Below are 26234 nucleotides of genomic sequence, written 5' to 3'. Positions count from 1 at the left end.
TTATGGCCAATGAGGAATGTTATCCGTTAAGTCATCCACAGAGGAGAATATGGTATACAGAAGTTATTCATTCGGGTAAAGGGATATGTAATTTAAGGTTTTTGTTTAAACTTCATAGAAAAATGGATTATTCAAAATTAAATCGAGTTGTGAATCGTGTTATTAGTGAAAATGATGGTCTTTGCATCAGATTAAAAGAAAATGGGCATCAGGAACCTGAACAATATTTTATTAAACATGAAGAACAAGAATTTGAGTTTTTCGATTTCAGTTCCGTGGAGGATTCAGATTTGCTTGAGAAATGGATTGAGCAGAAAACAAAAGAAACGTTTACATTATTTAATTCAGATTTATACTATTTCGCTTTAATAAAATTAAACGATAATGAATGTGCAGTCTTTGGGAATGTTCATCATATTATCATGGATGGTTTATCAATCCAAATATTTACCAGTCAGATTGCAAAATATTATTATGAGATGCATAACGAGACTGAGGAAGGCGAAATTAGAAATTCATATGTTCAATTTCTGGCCAATGAACAAACATACTTGAATAGTATTCGCTTTCAAAAAGATCAAAAATTCTGGTTAGAGGAATTTAAAACAATTCCATCTGTGACGGGATTGAAGCCTTATAATACGTACCAAGTTAGTACCAAAGCATCACGTGAAACGTTTATATTATCGGAGCATTTGAAGAAAAAGATAGAGTTATTTTCTGAAGATTATAAATTAAGTGTATATTCTCTTTTTGTTGCTGCGTTTTCGTTGTCGATTTATCGGTGGACCTCGTCGCTTGATATTGCATTAGGAATGGCTTATGGCAATCGTATGACTAAAATGGAGCGGGAATTAATTGGAATGATGGTGAGTACAGTTCCTCTAAGAATGGATATCGCCCCTGAAGAAGAAGTGCTTTCATTTATTGGTCGAGTGTCCAGAAAACAAAGTAAATCATTACGACATCAGAAATTTCCATTTGATTTGTTATTAAAGCAGATTAATAAAGAGAACAACAGCAATGTTAGACTTTTCGGAACTACGATTGATTATAGAGATCGTGATGAAAGTGGTGACTCACTTTGGATTCCAAATGGTGAAGAAATGCAAGATTTTGCAGTACATATTGAGAATTTGACTGATATAGACTCTTTACAAGTACATATTGACTATCGTAAAGAGCTATTTTCTAAAGAAGAGATAAACCGCTTTTTTAAAACCATGTTAGCAATAATAGAAAATACATTTAAAAACCCAAAGCAAAAAGTTTTTGAGATTGAAATTATTTCAGAAGAAGATAAAAGAAAAAGTTTAGTAGAGTTCAATGAACCAAAGCTTGACTTTCCATATCATGCAACCATTCATGAATTGTTTGAACAGCAAGCGATGATTTATCCAAATGCTATTGCAGTTATGTATGAAAAGGAGAGGATTACCTATAGAGAGCTAAATGAACGTGCAAATCAGTTAGCACATTATCTACAGAAAAAAGGAATAGGACCCGATTCTTTGGTGGGCCTTTGTGTTGAACGTTCTCTGGGAATGATTGTAGGCATTTTGGGGATTTTGAAGGCTGGTGGAGCTTATGTTCCACTTGATCCAACATATCCAGAGCAGCGACTTCAGTATATTTTAGAAGATGCTAGCATTCAATTAGTTGTAACGCAAGAAAGTTTAAAAGGATTGAAATGGTTACCAGAAAATATAAAATCGATTTGTCTTGATCGTGATCGAGATGAGATTGAGCAAGAAAGTAAGACTTTACCGATTTCTAATGTAAATCCTCAACACCTAGCTTACGTAATCTATACTTCGGGATCAACAGGGAATCCGAAGGGCGTCATGGTAGAGCATCACAATGTTATTCGTTTATTTAAATCAACGGAATGTTGGTATCAGTTTAATGAAAAAGATACTTGGACGCTTTTTCATTCTTATGCATTTGATTTCTCAGTATGGGAAATTTGGGGAGCATTATTGTATGGTGGAAAACTGGTTGTTGTTCCTTACTGGATTAGTCGATCGCCTAAGGATTTCTATCAACTATTGGTAGAGGAAGAAGTCACGGTTCTAAATCAGACGCCTTCCGCATTTCGACAATTAATACAGGTGTGTGAACAAGAAGATGAGAATAAAAACTTGCAGCTGCGTTATGTGATATTTGGTGGAGAAGCGTTAGAACCTATTAGCTTGTTACCATGGTTTCAAAGATATGGTGAGAAAGAACCGCAGTTAATTAACATGTATGGAATTACAGAAACTACAGTTCATGTTACATATTATCCGATTACTCTAGATGATGTGCAGCATGCTTCAAGAAGTAATATCGGAAAACGAATTCCAGATTTAGAAGTGTATATACTAGACGCCTATCAACAACCTGTTCCTATAGGTGTAGATGGTGAGCTTTATATTGGCGGGGCAGGGCTTGCACGTGGGTATTTAAATAGACCTGAATTAACAGCAGAGCGCTTTATATCTCATCCATTTAGTAGTGATTCGAAAGCAAGATTATACCGGACAGGAGACTTAGCGAGGTATTTGCCGGATGGGAATCTGGATTATCGTGGAAGAATTGATCATCAGGTTAAAATACGTGGTTTCCGAATTGAGATTGGGGAGATTGAGTCTACTTTAAATGCATATGCATCTATAAAAGAGGCAGTTGTAATTGTAAGAGAAGATCAACCGGGTGATAAACGATTAGTAGCATATGTTGTAGGAGATGGAAATGTAGGTGCGTGGAGAGAGTACCTTAAAGCGAAACTACCGAGCTATATGGTCCCTTCGGGATTTGTGACGATGGAAGCTATTCCACTTACAGCTAACGGTAAAGTTGATCGTGAGGCCTTACCTGTGCCGGAGGAAAAGCAGATTAAAAGTGAAGCTGTTGCCCCTCGGAATAGTAACGAACAGATACTGGCTACCATCTGGAAGCATGTGTTAGGTGTTAAAAAGGTGGGAATCTATGATAATTTCTTTGAAATTGGTGGTGACTCGATTCTCAGTATTCAAATCATATCTCAAGCAAGTCAAGTGGGGTTAAAACTTACTCCAAAGCAAATGTTTGAATGCCCAACCATTGCCGAGTTGGCACAAGTGGCTATAGAAACGCAGGGAGTGCAAGCGGAGCAGGGAATTGTGACAGGAGAAGTGCCCCTTACTCCAATTCAGTACTGGTTCTTCGAGCAAGAACATTCACGTCCGGAGCATTGGAATCAATCAATGCTTTTAAGAGTAAAAGAGAGATTGGACGTGAAGTTACTAGAAGGAGCGATCTTAAACTTACTAAAACATCATGATGCTTTACGTTTCCGGTACGAACAGTTACCAAATGGAACGTGGAGGCAGAGAAATGAAAGGACTGATGAGCATTCTGTACTTCATGTGGTAAAACGGAACAAAGCTAATGAACAAGCGTGGAATAAAGTAATACAAGAAGAGATGAACATTACTCAAACTAGTTTCAATTTAGTTACAGGTCCGTTAATGAGAGTAGTTTACTTTGAGGACACCTTGTCTGGAAATGATCGAATATTCTGGGTGATTCATCATTTAGTAGTAGATGGAGTATCGTGGAGAATTCTATTGGAAGATTTACAGGTGGTATATAACCAGATGAAACAAGGTCAAGGAGTTCGCCTACCTGCGAAAAGTACATCTTTTAAAGAGTGGTCGGAACGCCTGCAGGCATACAGTGATTCGGGTGTTTCAAAAGAAGTACAAGATTATTGGAATGAACGGGTAGAAAAAGAAACGATGAAAATTTCAATGGACTATCCAATGCAAGAAACAACAGAAGAATCGATTGATCAAGTGACGAGGACTTTAGGCGTAGAAGAAACACATGCATTGTTACAAGAAGTTCCAGTGACTCATAAGACAAGGATAAATGAGGTACTATTGGCGGCATTAGGACAAGCTATCGTCGATTTTACAAATCAGCAAACGGTTTCTATTCATCTAGAAGGACACGGGAGAGAAGAGATGGTTGAAGGTATTGATCTATCACGGACAGTGGGCTGGTTCACGAGTATTTATCCTGTTCATCTGAATTTTCAAGGAACTAAAACACCTATTGAAGGATTAAAGGCTGTAAAAGATCAATTGCGTCAAATTCCGAATCGCGGAGTTGATTATGGTATTTTACGTTACTTGAAAAAAGAATTACTTCCGTTTTATCAGCAAAAGCCTTCAATAAGCTTTAACTATTTGGGCCAATTTGATCAAGTGTTTTCAAAAGAATCTTTGTTTATGCAAGAGACAGGGTTTACATTTTTAGATCATGCTCCAGATTCCAAGCCATCTCATCTAATTGAGGTTATCGGTATGGTAAAAGATGAGAAGTTACATTTTGTTTGGATATATAGTAGAGAACAGTTTTCTAGATTAAAAATTCAAGCGATAGCAGATGGTATGTTGAGGCATCTTCTTCAACTTATTAATAAACCAACAACAGAGTCAGCTTTTACAGTATCAGATTTTGCTGATGCTGAGGATCTTACGGAAGAAAACTTGAGCAAAGTATTACTTAAATTAACAAAGAAGAGGGTGTAAAGATGGGAGACGTTATAGATATATATGGATTATCACCTTTGCAAAAAGGAATATTGTTTCATACTTTATACGATCAAGATGATGAACATTCTTTTTCCTACATTGTACAAGTAGGCTTCTTGCTCGGGGGGCAATTGGATGTTGCTACTTTTGAAAAGGCTTGGGAATATGTTATTCATCGACATGAAGTTCTACGCTCAGTATTTGTGTGGGAGGAAGTAGAAAAACCTCTGCAAGCAGTTTACCAACGTCTTCCTTTTACTATTCATCAAGAGGATTGGAGTGCCCATTCGCATGAGGAGAGGGAGAAGAAATTACACCAGTTTTTGACTGCAGATCGTAGAAAAGGATTTTTATTGGATGAAGCACCGTTGATGAGAGTCACTGCGATTAAAGAAGCAGAAGAGGAAACGAGAATCATTTGGACACATCATCATATTTTGCTAGATGGGTGGAGTGTGTCATTGGTCTTTAGTGAAGTGATGGAAGTTTATCTCAAGATGATAAAGGGAGAATTGTTGAATCTTCCTAAATCTCTTCCTTATAAAAAATATATCCAGTGGATAAATAAACAAGATCAAAGTCAAGCAGAGGAATTTTGGACAGAAGAATTAAAGGGGTTTTATGCACCTACGCCATTAGCGATGGAAAGAAAGGATCAAGAACAGGAGAAGGGCTATGGAGAGTGTGTTTATCAGATATCTGAGGAACTCACTGAGAATTTACAAGAGTGGGTACGAAATAGTCGATTAACATTGAATACGTTAGTACAAGGCGCATGGGCCTATTTGATGAGTAGGTATAGCGGTGAAAGTGACATCGTATTTGGCATAACTAGCTCTGGACGTCCTACTGATTTGATAGGAGCAGAGAATATGGTAGGTCTATTTATTAACACATTACCTACGAGAATTCAATTAACGGATGATACATCAGTAGTAGATTGGCTTCGTAAAATACAGATGAAAGAAATGGAACGAAGACAATATGAGCATAATTCGTTGGTTGATATTCAAGGGTGGAGTGAGGTTCCGCGGAATAGTTCCTTATTTCATACCTTGTATGTGTTTGAAAATTATCCAATTCAAGGTAAGAGAAATGATGATTTAAGATTACTAGATGTTAAAAGCGCGGAACAAACAAATTATCCTTTAACACTCATTGTAATGCCCGGTAAGAAAATTACTTTAAAGTTGATGTATGATCGAAGCTATTTTAATGAAAAAACAATAAATCGGATTCAGGGTCACTTATTGCAAATATTAATTCAGATGACGAAGAGCTTAGATTCAAAACTCTTTGAAATTACTCATTTAACAGTGGAAGAGCAGACACAGTTACTAGAGGAATGGAATAATATTCAAGTAAAATATTCAGCTGAAGGCATGATTCATACGGTGTTTGAGGAGCAAGTCAAGAAAAATCCAGAAGCAATCGCAGCAATGTACGAAAATGAACAAATTACCTATAGAGAGTTGGATGAGCGTGCGAATCAGCTAGCACATTATTTACAAAAGCGTGGTGTAGGTTCAGAGTCTCTAGTCGGGGTATATATGGAACGTTCATTACAAATGATGATAGCGTTATTAGGTATTCTAAAATCAGGAGGGGCGTATGTTCCACTTGATCCTACTTATCCAGAGAGTCGGCTTCGTTATATATTAGAGGATGCTGGAATCGAAGTACTAGTGACGGAAGAAAATTCAAAAAATTTATATATATCTGAATATGTTGAAACGATTTGTATGAATAAAGATTATACTGCAATTAAAAAAGAAGAATCAATCCCATGTATAAGTGGTGTAACAGGGAGAAGTTTAGCGTATGTTATGTATACTTCAGGATCTACAGGTAATCCAAAGGGAGTGATGATTGAGCATCATTCAGTAATCAATTACCTAGAATGGATGCAACATAAATATCCACTTTCTGAAAAGGATGTGGTCTTGCAGAAAACCCCATTCTCATTTGATGTATCTGTTTGGGAGTTATTTTGGGGTATTCACGTTGGAGCAAGTGTATCTTTCCTACCTCGAGGTGGAGAAAAAGATCCTTCTATTATAGCTGAAGTGATTAAAAAACATCAGGTTACTATAGTTCAATTTGTACCTTCGATGTTATCTGTTTTCTTAGATCACTTCAATCATATTGAATTGAACATGAATTGTTCGTCCGTACGCCATGTATTTTCTGGTGGAGAAGAACTAAGTTCAGGGTTAGTTAGACGATTTCAACAGAAATGGAATTATAGTGGACAAGTGAAATTAACCAACTTTTATGGACCAACTGAAGCCACTATTTATGTAAATGCATTTGATATTCAGCCTAATCAAGAATTTGTTTCTATTGGGCAGCCAATACAGAACACGCAATTATATGTATTAGACCAAAATCAACGCTTGCAATCAATAGGAATTGAGGGTGAGTTATATATTGGTGGTGCTGGTTTAGCACGTGGATACTTAAATCGTCCGAATCTTACTGCTGAAAAATTCGTTTCGCATCCATTTCGATTGGGGGAACGACTATATCGAACAGGAGATTCAGTAAGATATCTAACTGATGGAAATATAGAATTTATAGGTAGAATGGACCATCAAGTAAAAATGCGCGGTTTTAGGATTGAATTAGGAGAAATTGAAGCGACTTTAGAAAAATGTTCGTTTATTAAAGAGGCTGTCGTATTAGTTAGAGAAGACCGTCCAGGTGATCAACGATTGGTTGCATATGTAATAAGCGATGGAAATACCCAAGAGTGGAGAGAGTATTTACAAAACCAATTACCGAATCATATGATTCCAGCTCACTTTGTAGAGTTAGAACACTTCCCGCTTACTCCGAATGGGAAAATTGACCGAAAGGCCTTGCCAGCACCTGATGAGCAAGCTATTGGAGATTTAAATGTTCTACCTCGGACGCCATCGGAAGAGCTTATTGCCTCGGTTTGGGGTCAAGTGTTAGGGACAGAAAATATTGGTATTCAGGATTCCTTCTTTGAAAGTGGTGGGCACTCACTACTTGCTACTCAAATCGTCTCTCGATTGCAAGAATTGTTCCAAATCAAAATCCCATTACGTGAACTTTTCAAGCACGATACAGTGGAAGCATTAGCGAAACGAGTAGATCAGTTGCGCAAAGAAGATAAAAAACGAGAGGTTCCACCCCTTGTACCTATGACACGAGAAGAATCTATTCCACTTTCCTATGCGCAGAAACGTCTATGGTTTATTGAACAATTAATGCCAAATAGTGCGATGTACAATATTCATGCAGCGTGTCGCTTAACAGGTAAATGGTCAATTGAAGCATTGGAATCCGGATGGAATCAGTTGTTTGAGCGTCATGAATCATTACGAACGATAATTCTAAAACAAGAGGGTGAACCTTTTCAACAGGTTCAATCTCATGTATTCAGACATATCTCTCAAACGGATCTAACAGATCTCTCTTTAGAAGATAGGGAAAGAGAAATGAAACGGCTCATTCAAAACGAAGCGGAGGAACCATTTCATTTTGGACAAGGTCCTCTAATTCGAGCACGAATATTGAAAGTGGACAGGGAAGAATGGGTTCTCCTTTGTACGATGCATCATATTATTTCAGATGGATGGTCAATGGGAATCTTACTTGAAGAATGGATGGCTTTTTATGAAGGAGCACTAAGCGGAAAACCGGTCGAATTGAAGGAGTTATCTATCCAATATGCAGACTTTGTCATGTGGCAGAAGGAATGGCAAAAAGAAGAGAATTTGGATCAGCACCTTCAATATTGGAAGGAAGAATTATCTGGGGAGCTACCGGTTTTACAATTACCGATGGATCGTCCTCGACCTGCGGTTCAAACCCACCGTGGTGCAAGTCAGTCCTTAACGGTGGCGAATTCCCTACAGGAAAAGCTCAAAGATTTAAGTCTGCAAGAAGGATGCACTTTATTTATGACATTGATGGCAGCGTATCAAAGCTTCCTTTCTCGTTATACAGGACAAGACGACATCTTGGTTGGAAGCCCAATTGCAAATCGAAATGTTAAAGAGATTGAGGGATTAATAGGTTTCTTTGCAAATACGTTGGTTTATCGAGCAGATTTCAGTGAAAATCCGACGTTCCAAGAACTTTTGTCGCAGGTACGAAAAAAAGCACTAAAAGCCTACGAGTATCAGGACATTCCATTTGAGAAAGTGGTGGAATCTGTAAAACCGGAACGGAATACAAGTCATTCACCTATATTTCAAACCATGTTTACTTTACAGAATACGAAACAAGCGTTTCCTCAGCTATCTGAAAGAAACATGGAACTCATGGAAAGTCATGCTTCTGTTGCGAAATTTGATTTGAGTTTATTTGCTTCTGAGACGGAAGAAGGATTATCGCTAACCTTTGAATACAATACTGATTTGTTTAATGATACAACCATTGAACGCATGGCAAGTCATTTTGAACATTGGTTAAATCAAATTGTCTCTCATCCAAAATATTTATTATCTGAACTGAATATGTTATCGAAAGCAGAATATAAGCAATTACTAGAGGAATGGAATGAATCAGGTGTTGTAGATATACAAGAAAGCACGATTCATACATTGTTTGAAGAACAAGTGAAAAAAACACCAGAAGCAATTGCAGTAGTGTGCGAAGATGAAGAACTAACATATCGAGAGTTGGACGAACGCTCGAATCAGCTGGCACATTATTTACAGAAAAATGGTGTTGCATGCGAATCATTGGTTGGGATTTGCGTTACACGTTCATCCGAGATGATTGTCGGCCTCTTAGGAATTATGAAGGCAGGAGGAGCATATGTCCCAATTGATCCAGCGTATCCGGAAAGTCGACTGCAATACATTTTAGAGGATGCTCAAATAAAGGTACTGGTGACACAGGAAAAGTTACAACAAAAAATGGTTATAACTAAATCCGTTGCCGTGATTTGTATTGATCGTGATCGAGAAGAAATAGAACAAGAAGTAACTACAGTGTGTACCAGTGAAGTGACGGGCGATAATTTAGCCTATATTATCTATACTTCAGGTTCCACTGGAAATCCAAAGGGGGTAATGATTGAGCACAGGAATACAGTAACAATGATTCATTGGGCGCATCACACATATTCCCAAAAGGAATTAGCGGGAGTATTAGCTTCAACTTCGCTATCCTTTGATCTATCCGTTTTTGAAGTGTTTGTTCCCTTAACGATGGGTGGTAAGGTGATTGTCGCTGAAAATGCTCTACATCTAGACAAGTTGTCTACCAAGGGTGTGACTTTGGTCAATACTGTGCCATCGGCAGCGAAGGAACTGGTTCGCTTAAAAACAATTCCTTCTTCGGTAAAGGTGATGAATTTGGCTGGAGAACCATTACCATATTCACTCGTTCAAGATTTATACGAGAGAAGTACGGTTGAGAAGGTGTACAACCTATATGGACCGTCCGAAGATACTACGTATTCCACATATATGGAATTAGAAAAGGGTGTCATGTATAGGGTACCACCAATTGGTAAACCAGTCTTCAATGCAGAAGTATATGTACTGAGTGCTGAACAAAAAATGGTTCCAATTGGTGTAGTTGGTGAGCTTTACATTGGTGGATCAGGATTAGCACGTGGATACTTAAACCGTCCTGACTTAACGCAAGATTGTTTTATACCGCATCCGTTTAAAGAAGGAGAGCGAGTATACCGGACTGGAGACCTAGTAAGGTATCTGCCAGATGGAAATTTGGAGTATCTTGGCCGAATCGATCATCAGGTAAAAATTCGTGGGTTCCGGATTGAACTAGGAGAAATTGAAGCGACATTGCAAAAGCATACATTAGTTAACGAAGTTCTTGTGATGGTGCGGGAAGATTATCTTGGTGATCCACGTTTGATTGCCTATGTTGTGGGAGATGGGGATGCTCATAAGTGGCGTGATTATCTCAAGGACCAGCTACCAAATTACATGATTCCAGCCTATTTTGTCGGATTGAATGCATTTCCACTCACTCCAAATGGAAAGATTGATAGGAAGGCCTTACCAGTACCAGAGAGACAGGAGATAGTGAGGGGGTATATTGCTCCCCGTACACCTACGGAAAAAACAATCGTTTCAATATGGCATCAAGTTTTAGGAGTAGAAAATATTGGAGTGCAGGATTCGTTTTTTGAAATAGGTGGGCATTCATTACTTGCTACACAAGCTGTTTCCAATCTTAAAGAGGCTTTTGGAATCGAGTTACCATTGCATGATCTATTTACGTTTCATACGGTGCAACAATTGGCAAAACAGATTGATCAATTGTTCTATAACAAAAATCAAGAAATACAGAATGATAGTAAGGAGAATGTAAGTCTTCAAGACTATATTCAAAAAGAAGCAGAAGTGAGTAATGATGAAGAATTACTTGAACTACTTAAGCAATTAGAAGAGCTATCAGAGGAAGAAGCACAAGGAATATTCGAGAGTAATTTAGTTGAGGAAGGGGTAAAAAAATGAGAAGTGATTTACATGCAAAGCTGAGTTCACTTTCTCCTGAGAAAAGAGCTTGGCTTCAGAAGAAAATGCAAAAAAAGGAGAATAAAGAAGCACTTCCGTTGTCTTATGCACAACAACGTTTGTGGTTTATGGACAGATTTAACCCAAACAGTTCTTTATATAATATTCCAACTGTATGGCATCTAAAAGGAAATTGGATTCCTGAAGCATTAGAAAAGGGATTCAATCGACTCATTGAACGTCATGAATCATTACGAACCGTTTTTAAAGAAGTAGGAGAACAACCTGTACAACAAATTGTCGAATTCCTTCCTAGAGCATTACCCGTAAGGGATTACTCGCAACTTCCTCTAGAAGTAAAAGAAAAAGAGGTAGATAGTTTAATTGCGAGAGAAGCGCAAGAACCATTTGATTTAATGAATGGCCCTTTAATTCGTAATCAGCTTGTTCAATTAGGAAAGGATGAATGGTTATTACTATGTACGATGCATCATATTATTTCTGATGCTTGGTCCATCGGTATACTCATGAATGAATTACTTACTTTCTATGAAGAAGAAACGGGCGGGAATCCTGCTAAATTAAGTTCACTATCCATTCAATATGCAGACTTTGCGAAGTGGCAAAAGGAGTGGTTGCAAGGTGATGTGTTAAATCGTCAACTCACGTATTGGGAGGAAGAATTGTCTGGGGAGCTTCCTATATTACAACTGCCAGTGGACCGACCTCGACCGGTTACGCAAACTTACTCTGGGGATACGCATCACGTGATTTTTCCTTATAGATTACTCAATCAATTAAAGGATATAAGTCGACAAGAAGGATCTACCTTATTTATGACTTTAATGGCTGCATACCAGAGCTTTCTTGCTCGTTATACGGGGCAAAAAGATATTCTAGTCGGAAGTCCGATTGCAAATCGGAATCATAAGGGAGTAGAAGGATTAATCGGTTTCTTTGTTAATACGTTGGTTTACCGATCAGATTTGAGTGGCACCCCTACTTTTCGGGAGATTTTGAACCAAACAAAGAAAAAGGCGTTAAAAGCTTACGAATATCAAGATATACCATTTGAAAAAGTGGTAGAAGCTGTGCAACCTGAACGAAGTATGAGTCATTCTCCTATCTTTCAGACCATGTTTACACTACAGAATATAAAACAAGAACGACTAGATTTGTCTGGTAGAAGTATCGAAATGGTAGAAAGTAATATGTCTATTGTAAAATTTGATCTGAGTTTAACTGCCTACGAAGTGGAAGAAGGTCTATTTGTCTCATTTGAATACAACACGGATTTATTTGATAGTAGTACCGTTGCACGTATGGCAGGCCATTTTGAGAACTGGTTAAATGAAATCGCGTATCATCCAGATGAATCATATACAAAGCTGTCAATGTTATCGGACACAGAGCAGAAACAACTCCTAGAAGAATGGAATGATACTGACATAGTTTATGGTCATGAGTGTATGATTCATGAGCTATTTGAGCAGCAAGTGGCACGTACACCTGATGCAGTGGCGGTAGTTTATGAGGGTGGAAAGTTAACGTATCAAGAACTCAATGAAAAATCGAACCAATTGGCACATTATCTACAAAAACAAGGTATAGGACCTGAATCATTGGTTGGTATATGTGTTGAACGCTCTCCTGATATGATTATTGGTCTCTTTGGGATTTTGAAAGCAGGAGGGGCTTATGTCCCACTGGACCCAAGTTATCCCGAAAACCGCCTGAGATACATTTTAGAGAATTCACAAATTCAAGTGCTGTTAACAAACGAGGCACTACAGGACTGGTTACCTAAAGATATTCAAGCAATTTGTTTAGACCGGGATCAAGTAATGATTTCTAAAGAGAGTAATTTGGCTCCGGTAAGTGGAGTAACTGCAAATAACTTAGCCTATATCATATACACTTCGGGTTCGACGGGAAATCCGAAGGGAGTAATGATTGAACACCATTCGGTTATCAACCGCCTACAGTGGATGCAGAAAAAATATCCATTATCTGAGGAGGATACAATTCTACAAAAGACACCGTTTTCGTTTGATGTTTCTGTCTGGGAATTATTTTGGTGGTCATTTGTAGGAGCACGTGTTTGTTTGCTTCCACCAGGAGGAGAGAAAGATCCTGCGGTGATTGAGGAGTATATCGAACGATATCGTGTGAACACCATTCACTTTGTTCCGTCGATGTTATCTACTTTCTTGGATTATATGGAACAATATAATTCGAAAAGGGATGTAGCGTCTTTAAATCAGGTTTTTACTAGTGGAGAAGCATTAAATACTGAACAGGTTCGCCGCTTTAAGGGGGTATTTTACGATGTTCAGCAAACAAAGTTAATTAACTTGTATGGTCCTACCGAAGCGACTGTGGATGTGACTTATTATAATTGTGATTTAGAAAAAGAACCTATGCTTATTCCAATTGGTCGTCCAATTGATAATACAGAGTTGTATGTGTTAGATCAACATCAACAGGTGGTACCGATTGGTGTGGCGGGGGAACTTTACCTTGGAGGAGTAGGATTGGCACGTGGCTACTTCAATCGACCAGAGTTAACTACTGAGCGTTTTATTCCGCATCCCTTTAAGGAAGGGGAACGATTATATCGAACGGGTGACCTGGTGAGATATATGAATGATCGTAACTTGGAGTATATTGGAAGAATAGATAACCAAGTCAAAATCAGAGGATTCCGAATTGAACTGGGAGAAATCGAAGCAGCTTTACATGATCACTCATCTGTAAAAGAGGCTGTCGTGTTGGTGAAGGAAGATCGACCAGGAGATAAGCAGTTAGTAGCCTATGTAGTGGGTGAAGGGGATACTGGAGAGTGGCGTGAATATCTTAAGAAGCAATTGCCACATTATATGGTTCCGGCATACTTCTTCCAAGTTGAAGGGATGCCACTCACTCCAAATGGTAAGGTGAATCGGAAAGCTTTATTGGAATTGGAGGCACAGTTCATAAGTGAAGATATTACTACTTCATCACGAACACCAGTAGAGGAGCTCATTGTTTCCGTATGGGGCCAAGTGTTAGGTATAAAAAATATAAGTGTTCAGGATTCTTTTTTTGAGATTGGTGGTCACTCGCTGCTAGCTACTCAAGTAGTTTCACGCTTACAAAAAATCTTTCAAATCGAATTACCGGTACGTGAACTATTTGAGTATGCAACGGTGGAGTCACTGGCAAAGCGATTAGATCAGTTACGTAAAGGAGATAGAAAACGAGAGATTCCGCCACTAATGCCGATGGAAAGAGGGGAAACTATTCCGCTCTCTTATGCCCAACAGCGCTTATGGTTTATCGATCAATTTACACCTAATAGCGCCCTTTACAATATGCCAATGGTATGCCGCCTTACAGGGAGCTGGCTACCTGAGGCATTGGAAAAGGGATGGAATCAGCTCATAGAGCGTCATGAATCATTGCGGACGGTCTTTCATGAAGTGAACGGTCAGCCCGTGCAGCAAATTGAACCGTATGCTTTTCGATCAATTCCGAAAACGGATTTAACTATGCTTTCTCCAGAAGACCGAGAAGAAGAAGTTAAACGTTTGATTCAACAAGAAACAGAAGTGCCATTTGATTTAACAGAGGGCCCACTAATCAGGACAAGTATTTTGCAAGTGGGAGAGGAAGAATGGATTCTCCTTTGTACTTTACATCATATCATTTCAGATGGATGGTCAATGGGAGTCCTACTTGAAGAATGGATGGCATTCTATGAGAAAGCTACGGATGGAAAGATAGCAGAACTTGAACCATTACCGGTTCAATATGCCGACTTCGCTCAGTGGCAAAAAGGATGGCTGAAGGCGGAAGTGCTTGATCAACAACTCCAATATTGGAGGGAAGAATTGTCTGGGGAGCTTCCTGTACTCCAACTTCCTATGGATCGCCCGCGTCCCGCAATACAAACTCATCACGGGTCGACATACACCCTGGTTCTGCCAAGCACGCTACATGACAAATTAAATGAATTTAGTCGTCAAGAAGGGGCTACACTCTTCATGACCCTGTTAGCTGCATATCAAAGTTTTCTATCCCGCTATACGGGACAAGAAGATATTCTGGTCGGAAGTCCAATTGCTAATCGAAATTATAGAGAAATTGAAGGACTTATTGGTTTCTTCGTCAACACCTTGGTATATCGGGCTAATCTAAGTGGTAGACCGACATTTCAGGATGTTCTGTCTCAGGTTCGTCAAAAAGCATTGAAGGCGTACGAGTATCAAGATATCCCTTTTGAAAAAATTGTGGAAGTTGTACAACCAGAGCGGAGTACAAGTCATTCGCCAATCTTCCAGACTATGTTCATCTTGCAAAATATGAAACAAGAGTTCCCGGTGTTATCTGGTAGAAGTATTGAAATGATAGAAAGCCATAGTCCAATCGCAAAGTTTGATTTAAGCGTAATGGTAGCTGAGACGGAAGAGGGATTACTTTTTACTTTTGAATACAATAAGGATTTATTCAATGCCACAACTATTGAACGGATGGCAGGGCACTTTGAGAAATGGCTACACGAAGTTTCCCATTACCCGCAAAATCCGTTGCATAGTCTGAGCATGCTATCGGAACCTGAGCGTACTTTGTTATTAGAAACATGGAATGACACTGTAATGGAAATGCCCCCACAGGGTCTTATTTGCGACAGATTTGAGGAACAAGTAGCAAAGCGTCCTGAAGCGATTGCGGTAGTTGATCAAACAAAAGATTGGACTTACGGTGAACTGGATGCACAAGCAAATCAGTTGGCAAATGTTTTACAGCGAAAAGGAGTTGCTCCAGAGTCAGTCGTTGGAGTTTATCTTCCGAGGTCGGCTGAGCTCATGGTAAGTTTACTAGGCATATTAAAAGCTGGTGGAGCTTATGTCGTTTTAGATCCGTTGTATCCAAAATCAAGGTTAGAATACATGATTGAAGATGCAGGAATTCAATTCGTAGTGACGGCGGAAGGACAAGAAGGCCTTTTCGAACAGGTCGAAATGGTGAGGTTAGAAGAGTTAACAGTGGAAAGCGTAATCGCACCTACACGGCAGATAAATCCAGAGAACTTAGCTTACATTGTCTATACCTCTGGTTCTACAGGAAAGCCAAAGGGTGTCATGATTGAATATCGCTCATTAATGAATATGGTTTCTTGGCATCAAGAAGTTTATCGTATTACAGCAGAGGATCGTGCGACTCAGATTGCAGGGATTGCTTTTGATTCGGCTGTCCAGGAGATTTGGCCGTATCTAACTGCTGGTGCAGCACTCTACTTGTCAACAGAGGAACTGAGAATTAATCCAGAAGCACTAAGAGACTGGCTCATTGATTCGCGAATAACAGCTAGTTTTGCACCTACGCCTATTCTGGAAAGACTCTTGAAATTATCTTGGCCAGGTAAAACGGATCTTCGTTTTATCATTACCGGCGGGGATCAATTAACGCAGTATCCATCTAACGATATTCCTTTTGCGGTAATCAATCAGTATGGTCCATCGGAAAATACCGTTGTTACCACGGATTGTTATGTACCTGTAGGAGTGACAACAGGTACGCCATCGATTGGTCGACCGATTGCGAATACAGAAGTTTATGTGTTAGATTCTCATCTTCAGCTAGTACCAAGTGGTGTGATTGGAGATCTCTATATTGGAGGGAAGAGTCTTGCTCGTGGATATGCTAATCGTCCGGACCTTACAAAGGAAAAATTTATTTCGCATCCATTCAAGTCAGGAGAGCGTCTCTATTACACCGGAGACAAAGCAAGTTATCTTTCTGATGGTGCTCTCCAGTTCCATGGTCGTATAGATGACCAAGTGAAAATTCGTGGTTTCCGGATTGAATTGGGAGAAATAGAAGCAGTTTTGCAGGCACATTCTTCTGTGAAAGAAGCGGTTGTATTGGTACGAGAGGATGATCCAGGCGACAAGAGATTAGTAGCTTATGTAGTTGGTGAAGGAAGTGTCCAAGAATGGCGAGAGCATCTACAAACACATTTACCAAATTATATGGTCCCAACAAACTTTATTGAGATGGAATTTTTACCACTTACACCGAATGGAAAACTTGATTTAAAGGCATTGCCAATACCTAGCAAATTATCTACTGAAAATACCGTTCACGCACGAACTCCGCTAGAAGAACTTATCGCTTCAGTGTGGAGTCAAGTGCTAGGAATAGAAAATATAGGTGTTCAGGATTCTTTCTTTGAACTTGGTGGTCATTCTCTACTTGCTACTCAAGTGGTTTCACGTTTACAAGAAGTCTTTCAAATAAAACTACTGGTGCGTGAACTGTTCGAGTATTCAACGGTGGAGGCACTGGCGAAGCGATTAGATCAGTTACGTAAGGGAGGCAAAAAACGAGAAACTCCACCATTGATGCCGATGGAACGAGGAAATGCCATTCCACTTTCTTATGCTCAACAGCGCTTATGGTTTATCGATCAATTTACACCTAATAGTGCACTTTATAATATGCCGATGGTATGCCGTCTTACAGGAAATTGGTTACTAGAAGCATTGGAGTTGGGATGGAATCAGTTGATAGAGCGTCATGAATCATTGCGGACAGTATTTCATGAAGTGGACGGTCATCCTGTGCAGAAGATTCAACCGTATACTTTCCGTTCCCTTCCACAAATTGATTTAACTAAGATTTCTCCAGAAGAGAGAGAAAGAGAAGTGGAGCAATGGATTCAAACTGAAGTGGAATCCCCATTTGACTTAGAGCAAGGGCCATTGTTCCGTGGACAAATCGTGAAAATTTCAGAAGAAGAATGGGTTCTTCTGTGTAATATGCATCATATTATCTCGGATGGATGGTCGATGGAAATCTTGCTCCAAGAATGGATGGTATTTTATGAGGAGGCGATTGGCGAAAAACCAGCAGAGCTCGCACCATTACCAGTTCAATATGCCGATTTTGCTCAATGGCAAAGGGATTGGTTAAAAGAGGAAGTACTAAATCAACAGCTTGCATATTGGAAGGAAGAACTGTCTGGTGAGTTACCAGTCTTAATGTTGCCGATGGATCGTCCCCGTCCTCCGGTACAAACCCACCATGGATTAACTCATAATGTGTTGTTGTCACGCTCATTACTGGATAAATTAAACGAACTTAGTCGTCAAGAAGGGGCAACGCTTTTCATGACCTTATTGGCATCTTATCAAAGTTTCCTTGCCCGTTATACAGGACAATCAGATATTCTTGTTGGAAGCCCAATTGCGAATCGAAATTATCGAGAGATTGAAGGATTGATTGGTTTCTTTGTCAATACGTTAGTCTATCGGGCTGATTTAAGTGGCGCACCGGCATTTAAAGAGTTGTTGTCTCAAGTGCGGATAAAAGCATTGAAGGCATATGAGTACCAAGATGTTCCGTTTGAGAAAATTGTGGAGGTTATCCAACCTGAACGAAGTACAAGTCATTCTCCGATTTTCCAAACCATGTTTACTTTGCAAAATACGGGACAAGAGCTACCACAGCTACATGGACGAAATATAGAAGTAATGGACAGCCACGCTTCAATCGCCAAATTTGATTTAAGTTTAACTGCCGCAGAAGTGGAAGAGGGCTTATTGCTTACTTTTGTTTATAGGACTGATTTATTTGACAGTTTAACTATTGAATCCATAGCCGAAAATTTTGGAAACTGGTTGAATTTAATCGTGGAACATCCTGATAAATCATTAGCTAAGTTGCCGATACTGTCAGGATTACAGCAAAAACAGTTAGAAGAGTGGAATAATAATGCTGTAGCATATCCACAGGAATTTGGGATTCATCAGCTGTATGAAGAGCAAGTAAATCGTACACCTGACGCGGTGGCAGTGGTAGATGAAAAACAGCAGTTAACCTATCGAGAGCTGAATGAAAAAGCAAACCAATTGGCACATTATCTCCAGAAATGTGGGATTGGGAGCGAGTCATTGGTTGGTCTCTGCTTCCAGCGTTCAGTTGAGATGATTGTCGGTCTCATGGGGATCTTGAAAGCTGGGGCAGCCTATGTTCCATTGGATCCATCGTATCCAGAAAGTCGCCTACGATATATTCTGGAGGACACAGGGATTCAAGTATTGGTCACGAACGAAGCATTAGAAGGTTGGATAACTGAAGAAATCAAAACAGTTTGTTTGGATCGGGATAAAGCGATGATTTCGCGAGAAAGCACCCTTTCACCAATATGTGAAGTGACAGGAGAAAACTTGGCGTATGTAATCTATACTTCGGGATCAACAGGGAATCCAAAGGGAGTTATGGTAGAGCATCACAATGTGATTCGTTTATTTAAATCGACGGAATGTTGGTATCAGTTTGATGAAAAAGATACTTGGACGCTTTTCCATTCTTATGCGTTTGACTTCTCGGTATGGGAGATTTGGGGGGCATTACTCCATGGCGGAAGATTGATTGTTGTTCCTTACTGGATTAGTCGATCGCCCAAGGATTTCTATCAACTGTTAGTAAAGGAAAAGGTTACGGTTCTTAATCAGACACCATCCGCATTTCGACAATTGATACAAGTGTGTGAACAAGAAGATGAGAAGAAAGACTTGCATCTGCGCTATGTCATATTTGGTGGGGAAGCACTCGATCCTACCAGCTTGGTACCATGGTTTCAAAGGTATGGAGGGCAGAAACCACAGTTAATTAATATGTATGGAATTACAGAAACTACCGTTCATGTTACGTATTATCCAATTACTCAAGATGATGTGCAGTATGCTTCAAGAAGTAATATAGGAAAACAGATTCCAGATTTAGAAGTGTATGTACTAGACGCTTGTCAACAACCTGTGCCTATTGGCGTAGCTGGCGAACTATATATTGGTGGAGCAGGACTTGCACGTGGATATTTAAACAGACCCGAATTGACTGCAGAGCGTTTCATTCCTCATCCATTCAGTAGTGACCCAGGAGCGCGATTATATCGGACAGGAGACTTAGCGAGATACTTACCTGATGGAAATCTGGATTATCTTGGGCGGATTGATCACCAGGTGAAAATCCGTGGTTTCCGAATTGAGCTCGGAGAAATTGAATCTGCTTTAAACGCACATGTCTCCATAAAAGAGGCTGTTGTAATTGTTCGAGAAGATCAGCCGGGTGATAAACGGTTGGTGGCATATGTCGTGGGTGATGAGAATGTAGGCGAGTGGAGAGATTATCTCAAGGCGGAACTACCAAGCCATATGGTTCCTTCAGGATTTGTGATGATGGAAGCCATTCCACTAACTGCTAACGGAAAAGTTGATCGTAAGGCCTTACCTGTACCAGAGGAGAGGAAAATCGAAAGTGAATGTGTTGCCACGCGGAATGGTAACGAAGAAACACTGGCCACCATTTGGAAGCAAGTATTAGGGATTAAAAAGGTGGGAATCCATGATAACTTCTTTGAAATTGGTGGAGACTCGATTCTCAGCATTCAGATTGTCTCTCGTGCGAAGCAAGCAGGTTTGCAATTGACGCCAAAGCAAATGTTTGAACACCAAACGATTGCTGAGTTGGCGCAAGTAGTCAATGAAGAACGGGGTGTACAAGCAGAGCAGGGAGTTGTAACTGGAGAACTGATCCTTACACCAATCCAGCAATGGTTTTTTGCACAAGATCATCCAAACCCACACCATTGGAATCAATCCATGTTTTTTAGAACAAAAGAGCGACTGGATATAGTATTACTGGAGAAAGCTGTGCGTACCCTTCTAATCCATCATGATGCCTTGCGTTTAAGATATGAACGGTTACCGAATGGAGCTTGGAAACAGCGGAACGAAGGAATCGAAGAACAATCGACGCTGACCGTTATTTCATTAGAAGAAGTGCCGCAAGCAGAATGGCATCAAGTGATTCAAACGGAGATTGACACTGCACAAGCAAGCTTGCACTTACACGCAGGACCGCTAATGAGAATGGTGTATTTTGATGAAGGTGAGAAAAGAGCCGGCCGATTATTCTGGGTGATTCATCACTTAGCAGTGGATGGTGTTTCTTGGCGGATTTTACTGGAGGATCTGCAAACGGCGTATAATCAAGCGAGCCAGGATCAGATGATCCAATTACCTACAAAGAGTACATCCTTTAAAGCGTGGTCGGAGAAATTGCATCATTACGCTGAAGCTGGGATTGTGCAAGAAGTGCGTGATTATTGGGAGCAGCAATCCGAACAAGAAGTGGCTATGCTACCAGTGGATACCACCCTCGAAGTTCCAGCAAACACAGGAACCGAGGAGATTACCGTGGTGCTGGATGAGAAAGAGACCCGTACGTTATTGAAAGAAATTTCAAGCACTCATCGTGTCCAAATCAATGAGGTACTATTGACAGCATTGGTACAGGCTACGGCAGCATGGACAGGTCATCCGGCGCTGACCGTGGATTTGGAGGGGCATGGTCGGGAAGAGATTATCGAAGACGTTGACCTATCTAGAACTGTGGGGTGGTTTACAAGTATTTATCCTGTTCACTTAAATATTACCGGTGCCGACACGCCAATTGCAGCATTAAAATTAGTTAAAGAACAAGTGCGTAAAATTCCTAATAAGGGTGTTGACCATGGAATTTTGCGGTATCTGAACACAACAATGTGTGAGAAATGGGGGTCTCAACATACACCGTCTATTAGTTTTAACTATCTTGGACAATTTGACCAAATGTTTTCTGACGATGCAATGCTTATTCCGGAGAACGGATTTAAGCGCTTAGATCATGCTTCTGGTTCCAAGCGCTTGCATTTAATCGATGTAATTGGAATTGTAACGGATGGGAAACTTCAGTTCACTTGGGTATACAATGTAGGACAATTCGCGAAATCAACGATAAAAAGTATTGCAGAGAATATGCTCCATCAACTAAGTAAATTGATTCAATCTGCGGATGGAGAATCTGCACTGACCGTTTCAGATTTTGTGATGGCTAATCTTGACCAAGCCAGTTTGACAAAAGTATTATCCAAGATGAATTGTGGAAATAATTATCAGATTACCGATTTATATCCACTATCGCCTTTGCAAGAAGGTATGATTTTCCATACATTGCATGACCAAGGGGATGAACATGTAGCGCCGTATATAGTGCAATTAAGTTTCATGATTAGAGGAGAATTGGATATTGTAACTTTCGAACAGGCGTGGAAATCGGTAATTCAGCAGCATGAAATTTTCCGCTCATCTTTCCTTTGGGATGAAGTTGAAGAGCCTTTACAAGTGGTGTATGAGAGTGTTCCATTTAAGGTGAATGTAGAAGATTGGCGTACGCTGACTGCTGAAGAAAAAGAGGAGAAAAGAAAAGCCTTTTTGGCATTGGATCGAAAACAAGCCTTTCTTTTTGATGAAGCGCCATTGATGCGGGTGACTGTCATTCAAGAAGGTGAGGAAGAATATCGGATTGTTTGGACACATCACCATATTCTGTTGGATGGATGGAGCCTACCACTGGTCTTTAACGAATTGCTTACAGTGTACCAGAAGAGAATGAATGGAGAAGCCGTGCATTTACCTAAGTCATCGCCATACAAGAAATATATTCAATGGCTAAGAGAGCAGAATCAGGATCAGGCGGAGCAATTCTGGAGAGAGAAACTTAAAGGTTTTACAGCTCCAACTCTGCTGGGTTTAGAAAGTAAAGAGCAAGAAAAAGGTTACACAGAGAAGGTAACTTATTTATCAGAAGAGCAAACCCAAGCGTTACAAAACTGGGCGAAGCGCAATAGGCTCACTTTGAATACGGTAATTCAAGGTGCGTGGGCGTATCTCATGGGCCGGTATAGTGGAGAAGATGACATTGTCTATGGTGTAACTAGCTCAGGACGCCCTACTGAGATTATTGATGTTGAAAACATTGTAGGTCCTTTTATTGCCACATCACCGACGCGAATTCAGTTGATAGATAATATAAAAATAATGGATTGGTTGCAGAAGATACAAGAGGAAGAGATAGAAAGAAGACAATATGAATATGCTTCTTTGACAGAGATTCAAGGATGGAGTGAAGTTCCTAGAGGAACCCCACTGTTCCATAGCTTGTATGTGTTTGAAAACTACCCAGTGAAAGAGGAGTCCTCAGGAAATCTAGAAATTGGTGAGTTGGAAGGAGTAGAGCAAACTCATTATCCATTAGGATTGACAGTTGTCCCAGAAAGCCAGTTGTTGTTAAAGTTGAAGTATGATCGTAGCAAGTTTAATGGTCTCACTATTGAACGGATGCTGGGGCATTTAAGCCAGGTGTTTAAGCAAATGATCGAGAACGTTGATCAAACTCTGTCGGAGCTGGTGTATGTTACGGAAATAGAACAGAAACAACTACTGGAAGAATGGAATGATAATGCAGCAGCGTATCCACGTGAGAGTGTGATCCACAAACTGTTTGAAGATCAAGTGGATCGTACACCTGATGCGGTGGCAGTGGTAGATGAAAATCAGCAGTTGACGTATCGAGAGCTGAATGAGAAAGCAAACCAATTGGCCCATTATCTTCAGAAATGTGGGATTGGGACGGAGTCATTGGTCGGGCTTTGTTTCCAACGTTCAGTTGAGATGATTGTCGGTCTCATGGGAATCTTGAAAGCTGGATCAGCCTATGTTCCGCTGGATCCATCGTATCCAGAAAGTCACCTACGATATATTCTGGAGGACACAGGAATTCAAATATTGGTTACGAACAAAGTATCACAAGGTTGGATACCTGAAGAAGTTGAAACAGTTTGTTTGGACCGAGATCAAGCAATGATTTCGCAAGAAAACACCCTTTCACCAATATGTAAAGTAACAGGAGAAAACTTGGCGTATGTTATCTACACTTCAGGTTCGACCGGGAATCCAAAAGGGGTTATGGTGCAGCATCATTCGGTATTAAATCTATCCTATGGTTTACAGAAAGAGGTTTTTTCACATCGGGCACATGATAACATGCGCGTTGGTCTAAATGCCTCAATCGCCTTTGATTCATCCGTTAAACAATTACAAATGCTTTTGTATGGTTCTAGTTTATATATTATTTCAACAGAAGTTCGCAGTGATCCTCAAAAGTTTGTATCTTATATTCGGGAGAATAAGTTGGAAATGTTTGATATAACACCTTCACTACTCCAATTACTCATAGATGAGGGGTTGTTAGAAAAAAACGATAGTGTTCATGTTCCAAGCAAGGTACTGGTCGGTGGAGAAGCGATTATGCCATCACTGTGGGAACAACTAGTAGAGAATGACCATATCCATTTTTATAATGTATATGGTCCTACGGAATGTACGGTTGATGCGACATGCTATCGTATCAAAAAAGATAGTAAGAGAGTAACCATTGGGCGTCCGTTGCCAAATGTTCAAGCCTATGTATTGGATGAGAAGTTGTTACCTGTTCCAGTTGGTGTAACGGGTGAACTTTATATCGGTGGAGCAGGCCTAGCGAGAGGATACTTGAATCGTCCAGAGTTAACGTTAGAACGTTTTATTCCTCATCCATTTAATGAAGGGGAACGGTTATACCGGACGGGAGATCTAGTCCGCTATTTAGCTGATGGCCATTTGGATTATCTGGGAAGAATCGATAATCAAGTGAAAATTCGAGGATTCCGGATTGAGCTTGGAGAGATTGAAGCGAATTTAGAAAGTCATCCATCGGTGAAAGAGGCTATAGTCTTGATAAGAGAGGACCAACCAGGAGATCGGAGAATGGTTGCCTATGTGGTGGGTGAAGGAAGTATGCATGAATGGCGTGAGCATCTCAAGAGGCAAGTACCGAATTATATGATTCCTGCACACTTTATTGAGGTGGATGCGATTCCGCTTACAACAAATGGGAAGGTTGATCGAAAGGCACTGAACAGCTTAACGATTCAAAGAGAAAGTACCTTTTCTACACCAATCATCCCACGGGATGAAATCGAGTATCAGCTGATTACAATCTGGCAGGATTTGCTACAGTTAGAAGATATCCATGTAAACGATGATTTCTTCAATATAGGAGGTCACTCTCTCCTTGTAATCAAATTGATTTCAAAGGTCAGAGAGAAATTTGGAAAAGAGATTAAGGTGCCCGCACTAATTAAGAATCCGACAGTGGAAGGAATCGCTTGTCTCATCCGTGAGAATCATCGTATGGAAGAATCATTATCGGTTCTGGTTCCATTACAAGAATCAGAGAAAAGACCTTTCTTCTGTGTTCACCCATTTATGGGTAATGTACTCTGTTACATTCAGCTAGCAAGGTTACTCAAGGATCACTGCTCATTTTATGGTCTACAGAATCCTCTCGTAGAGAAAGAAGGAATGAACGGGTTGATTTTATCGGAAGTAGTGCAACTCTACATCGAGGAAATGAAGCGGGCTCAGCCAGAGGGGCCGTATCGTCTGGGAGGATGGTCTCTGGGCGGTGCCATCGCCTATGAAATCGCAACTATGCTACGGAACCAGGGAGAAGAAGTTGAGGTGTTGGTACTATTGGATACCAAGGTGCCTTCAGAACGGGATTACAAGACAGAGGATGAAATGCTATCTTATATATTGGAGCATTTCATCCATATAGAGCTAGTGGACCAGGAAGAAGAGCTTGTTCATCAACAGGACATGCTTGTTGAACAATTAATTGTGGAAGGAGTGCTCCCGCCTGATGCAAATCTTACGAATTTGAAGCAAATTATCAATGCTCACAGGAAATGTCTGAATTTAATGGCAGAGCATGATTTAACACCATATTTTGGGGAAGTTATTTACTTTAGTGCTGAGGAAGGTAAAGAATTGTTTACGGATTGGAAGCCTTTATTAAAAGGAAGAGTGAATATGTATTCGGTCCCTGGATCACACGAAGAAATAGTAGCTTCCCCCGCAGTTGAAAAGTTAGCTAAGTATCTACTAAATGAATTAGAAGGAATAAAAGAGACATCCCTTTCGCTAACGGAAAAGTAGAGAGCACAAAAGAGGCAACTTTATAAACAAACATTGTTATTATTAAAGTTGTTATTTGTGAGTAGTAGTGTAAATAAAGAGAGCAGTCCAATAACTGCACATCAAGTGTAGGAGATTATGTATATATATATCAAGAGCATTACTTTTTAAGGGGCTTGCTTGATAGGGACATAGAAACATATATGAGTTGTTCATAGTATGCTGTAAATTCTCTGAAGTTTTTGTACCAGAAGCGAATGCTTTGATGATATTGCTGAGGAAAGGTGTATATTTTCATTGATATGTAAATATGCACC

The 26234-nt window shown here is 40.0% G+C and carries 3 protein-coding genes; all 3 read left to right on the top strand.

From position 1 onward, the window contains the following. The first annotated feature begins 2 nt into the window (after positions 1-2). Genes MHH59_RS29860 through MHH59_RS29850 form a run of 3 tightly spaced genes read left to right on the top strand, consistent with a single transcriptional unit; the run spans position 3 to position 25938 of the window. Positions 3-4559, top strand: a complete 4557-nt coding sequence (locus tag MHH59_RS29860; protein ID WP_340853619.1) for an amino acid adenylation domain-containing protein — start codon at positions 3-5, stop codon at positions 4557-4559. 2 nt (positions 4560-4561) lie between these two features. Continuing rightward, entirely contained in the window at positions 4562-11032 is a 6471-nt protein-coding gene (locus MHH59_RS29855) for an amino acid adenylation domain-containing protein (protein ID WP_340853618.1), read from the top strand. After that, positions 11029-25938, top strand: a complete 14910-nt coding sequence (locus MHH59_RS29850; RefSeq protein WP_340853616.1) for a non-ribosomal peptide synthetase — start codon at positions 11029-11031, stop codon at positions 25936-25938. The genes MHH59_RS29855 and MHH59_RS29850 overlap by 4 nt, the downstream gene beginning before the upstream one ends. Positions 25939-26234 lie beyond the last annotated feature (296 nt).

This window comes from Bacillus sp. FSL E2-0195 (assembly GCF_038003645.1).
In the GTDB taxonomy this organism is placed as follows: domain Bacteria; phylum Bacillota; class Bacilli; order Bacillales; family Bacillaceae_G; genus Bacillus_A; species Bacillus_A mycoides.
This window is presented reverse-complemented; position numbering and strand designations above follow the sequence as displayed.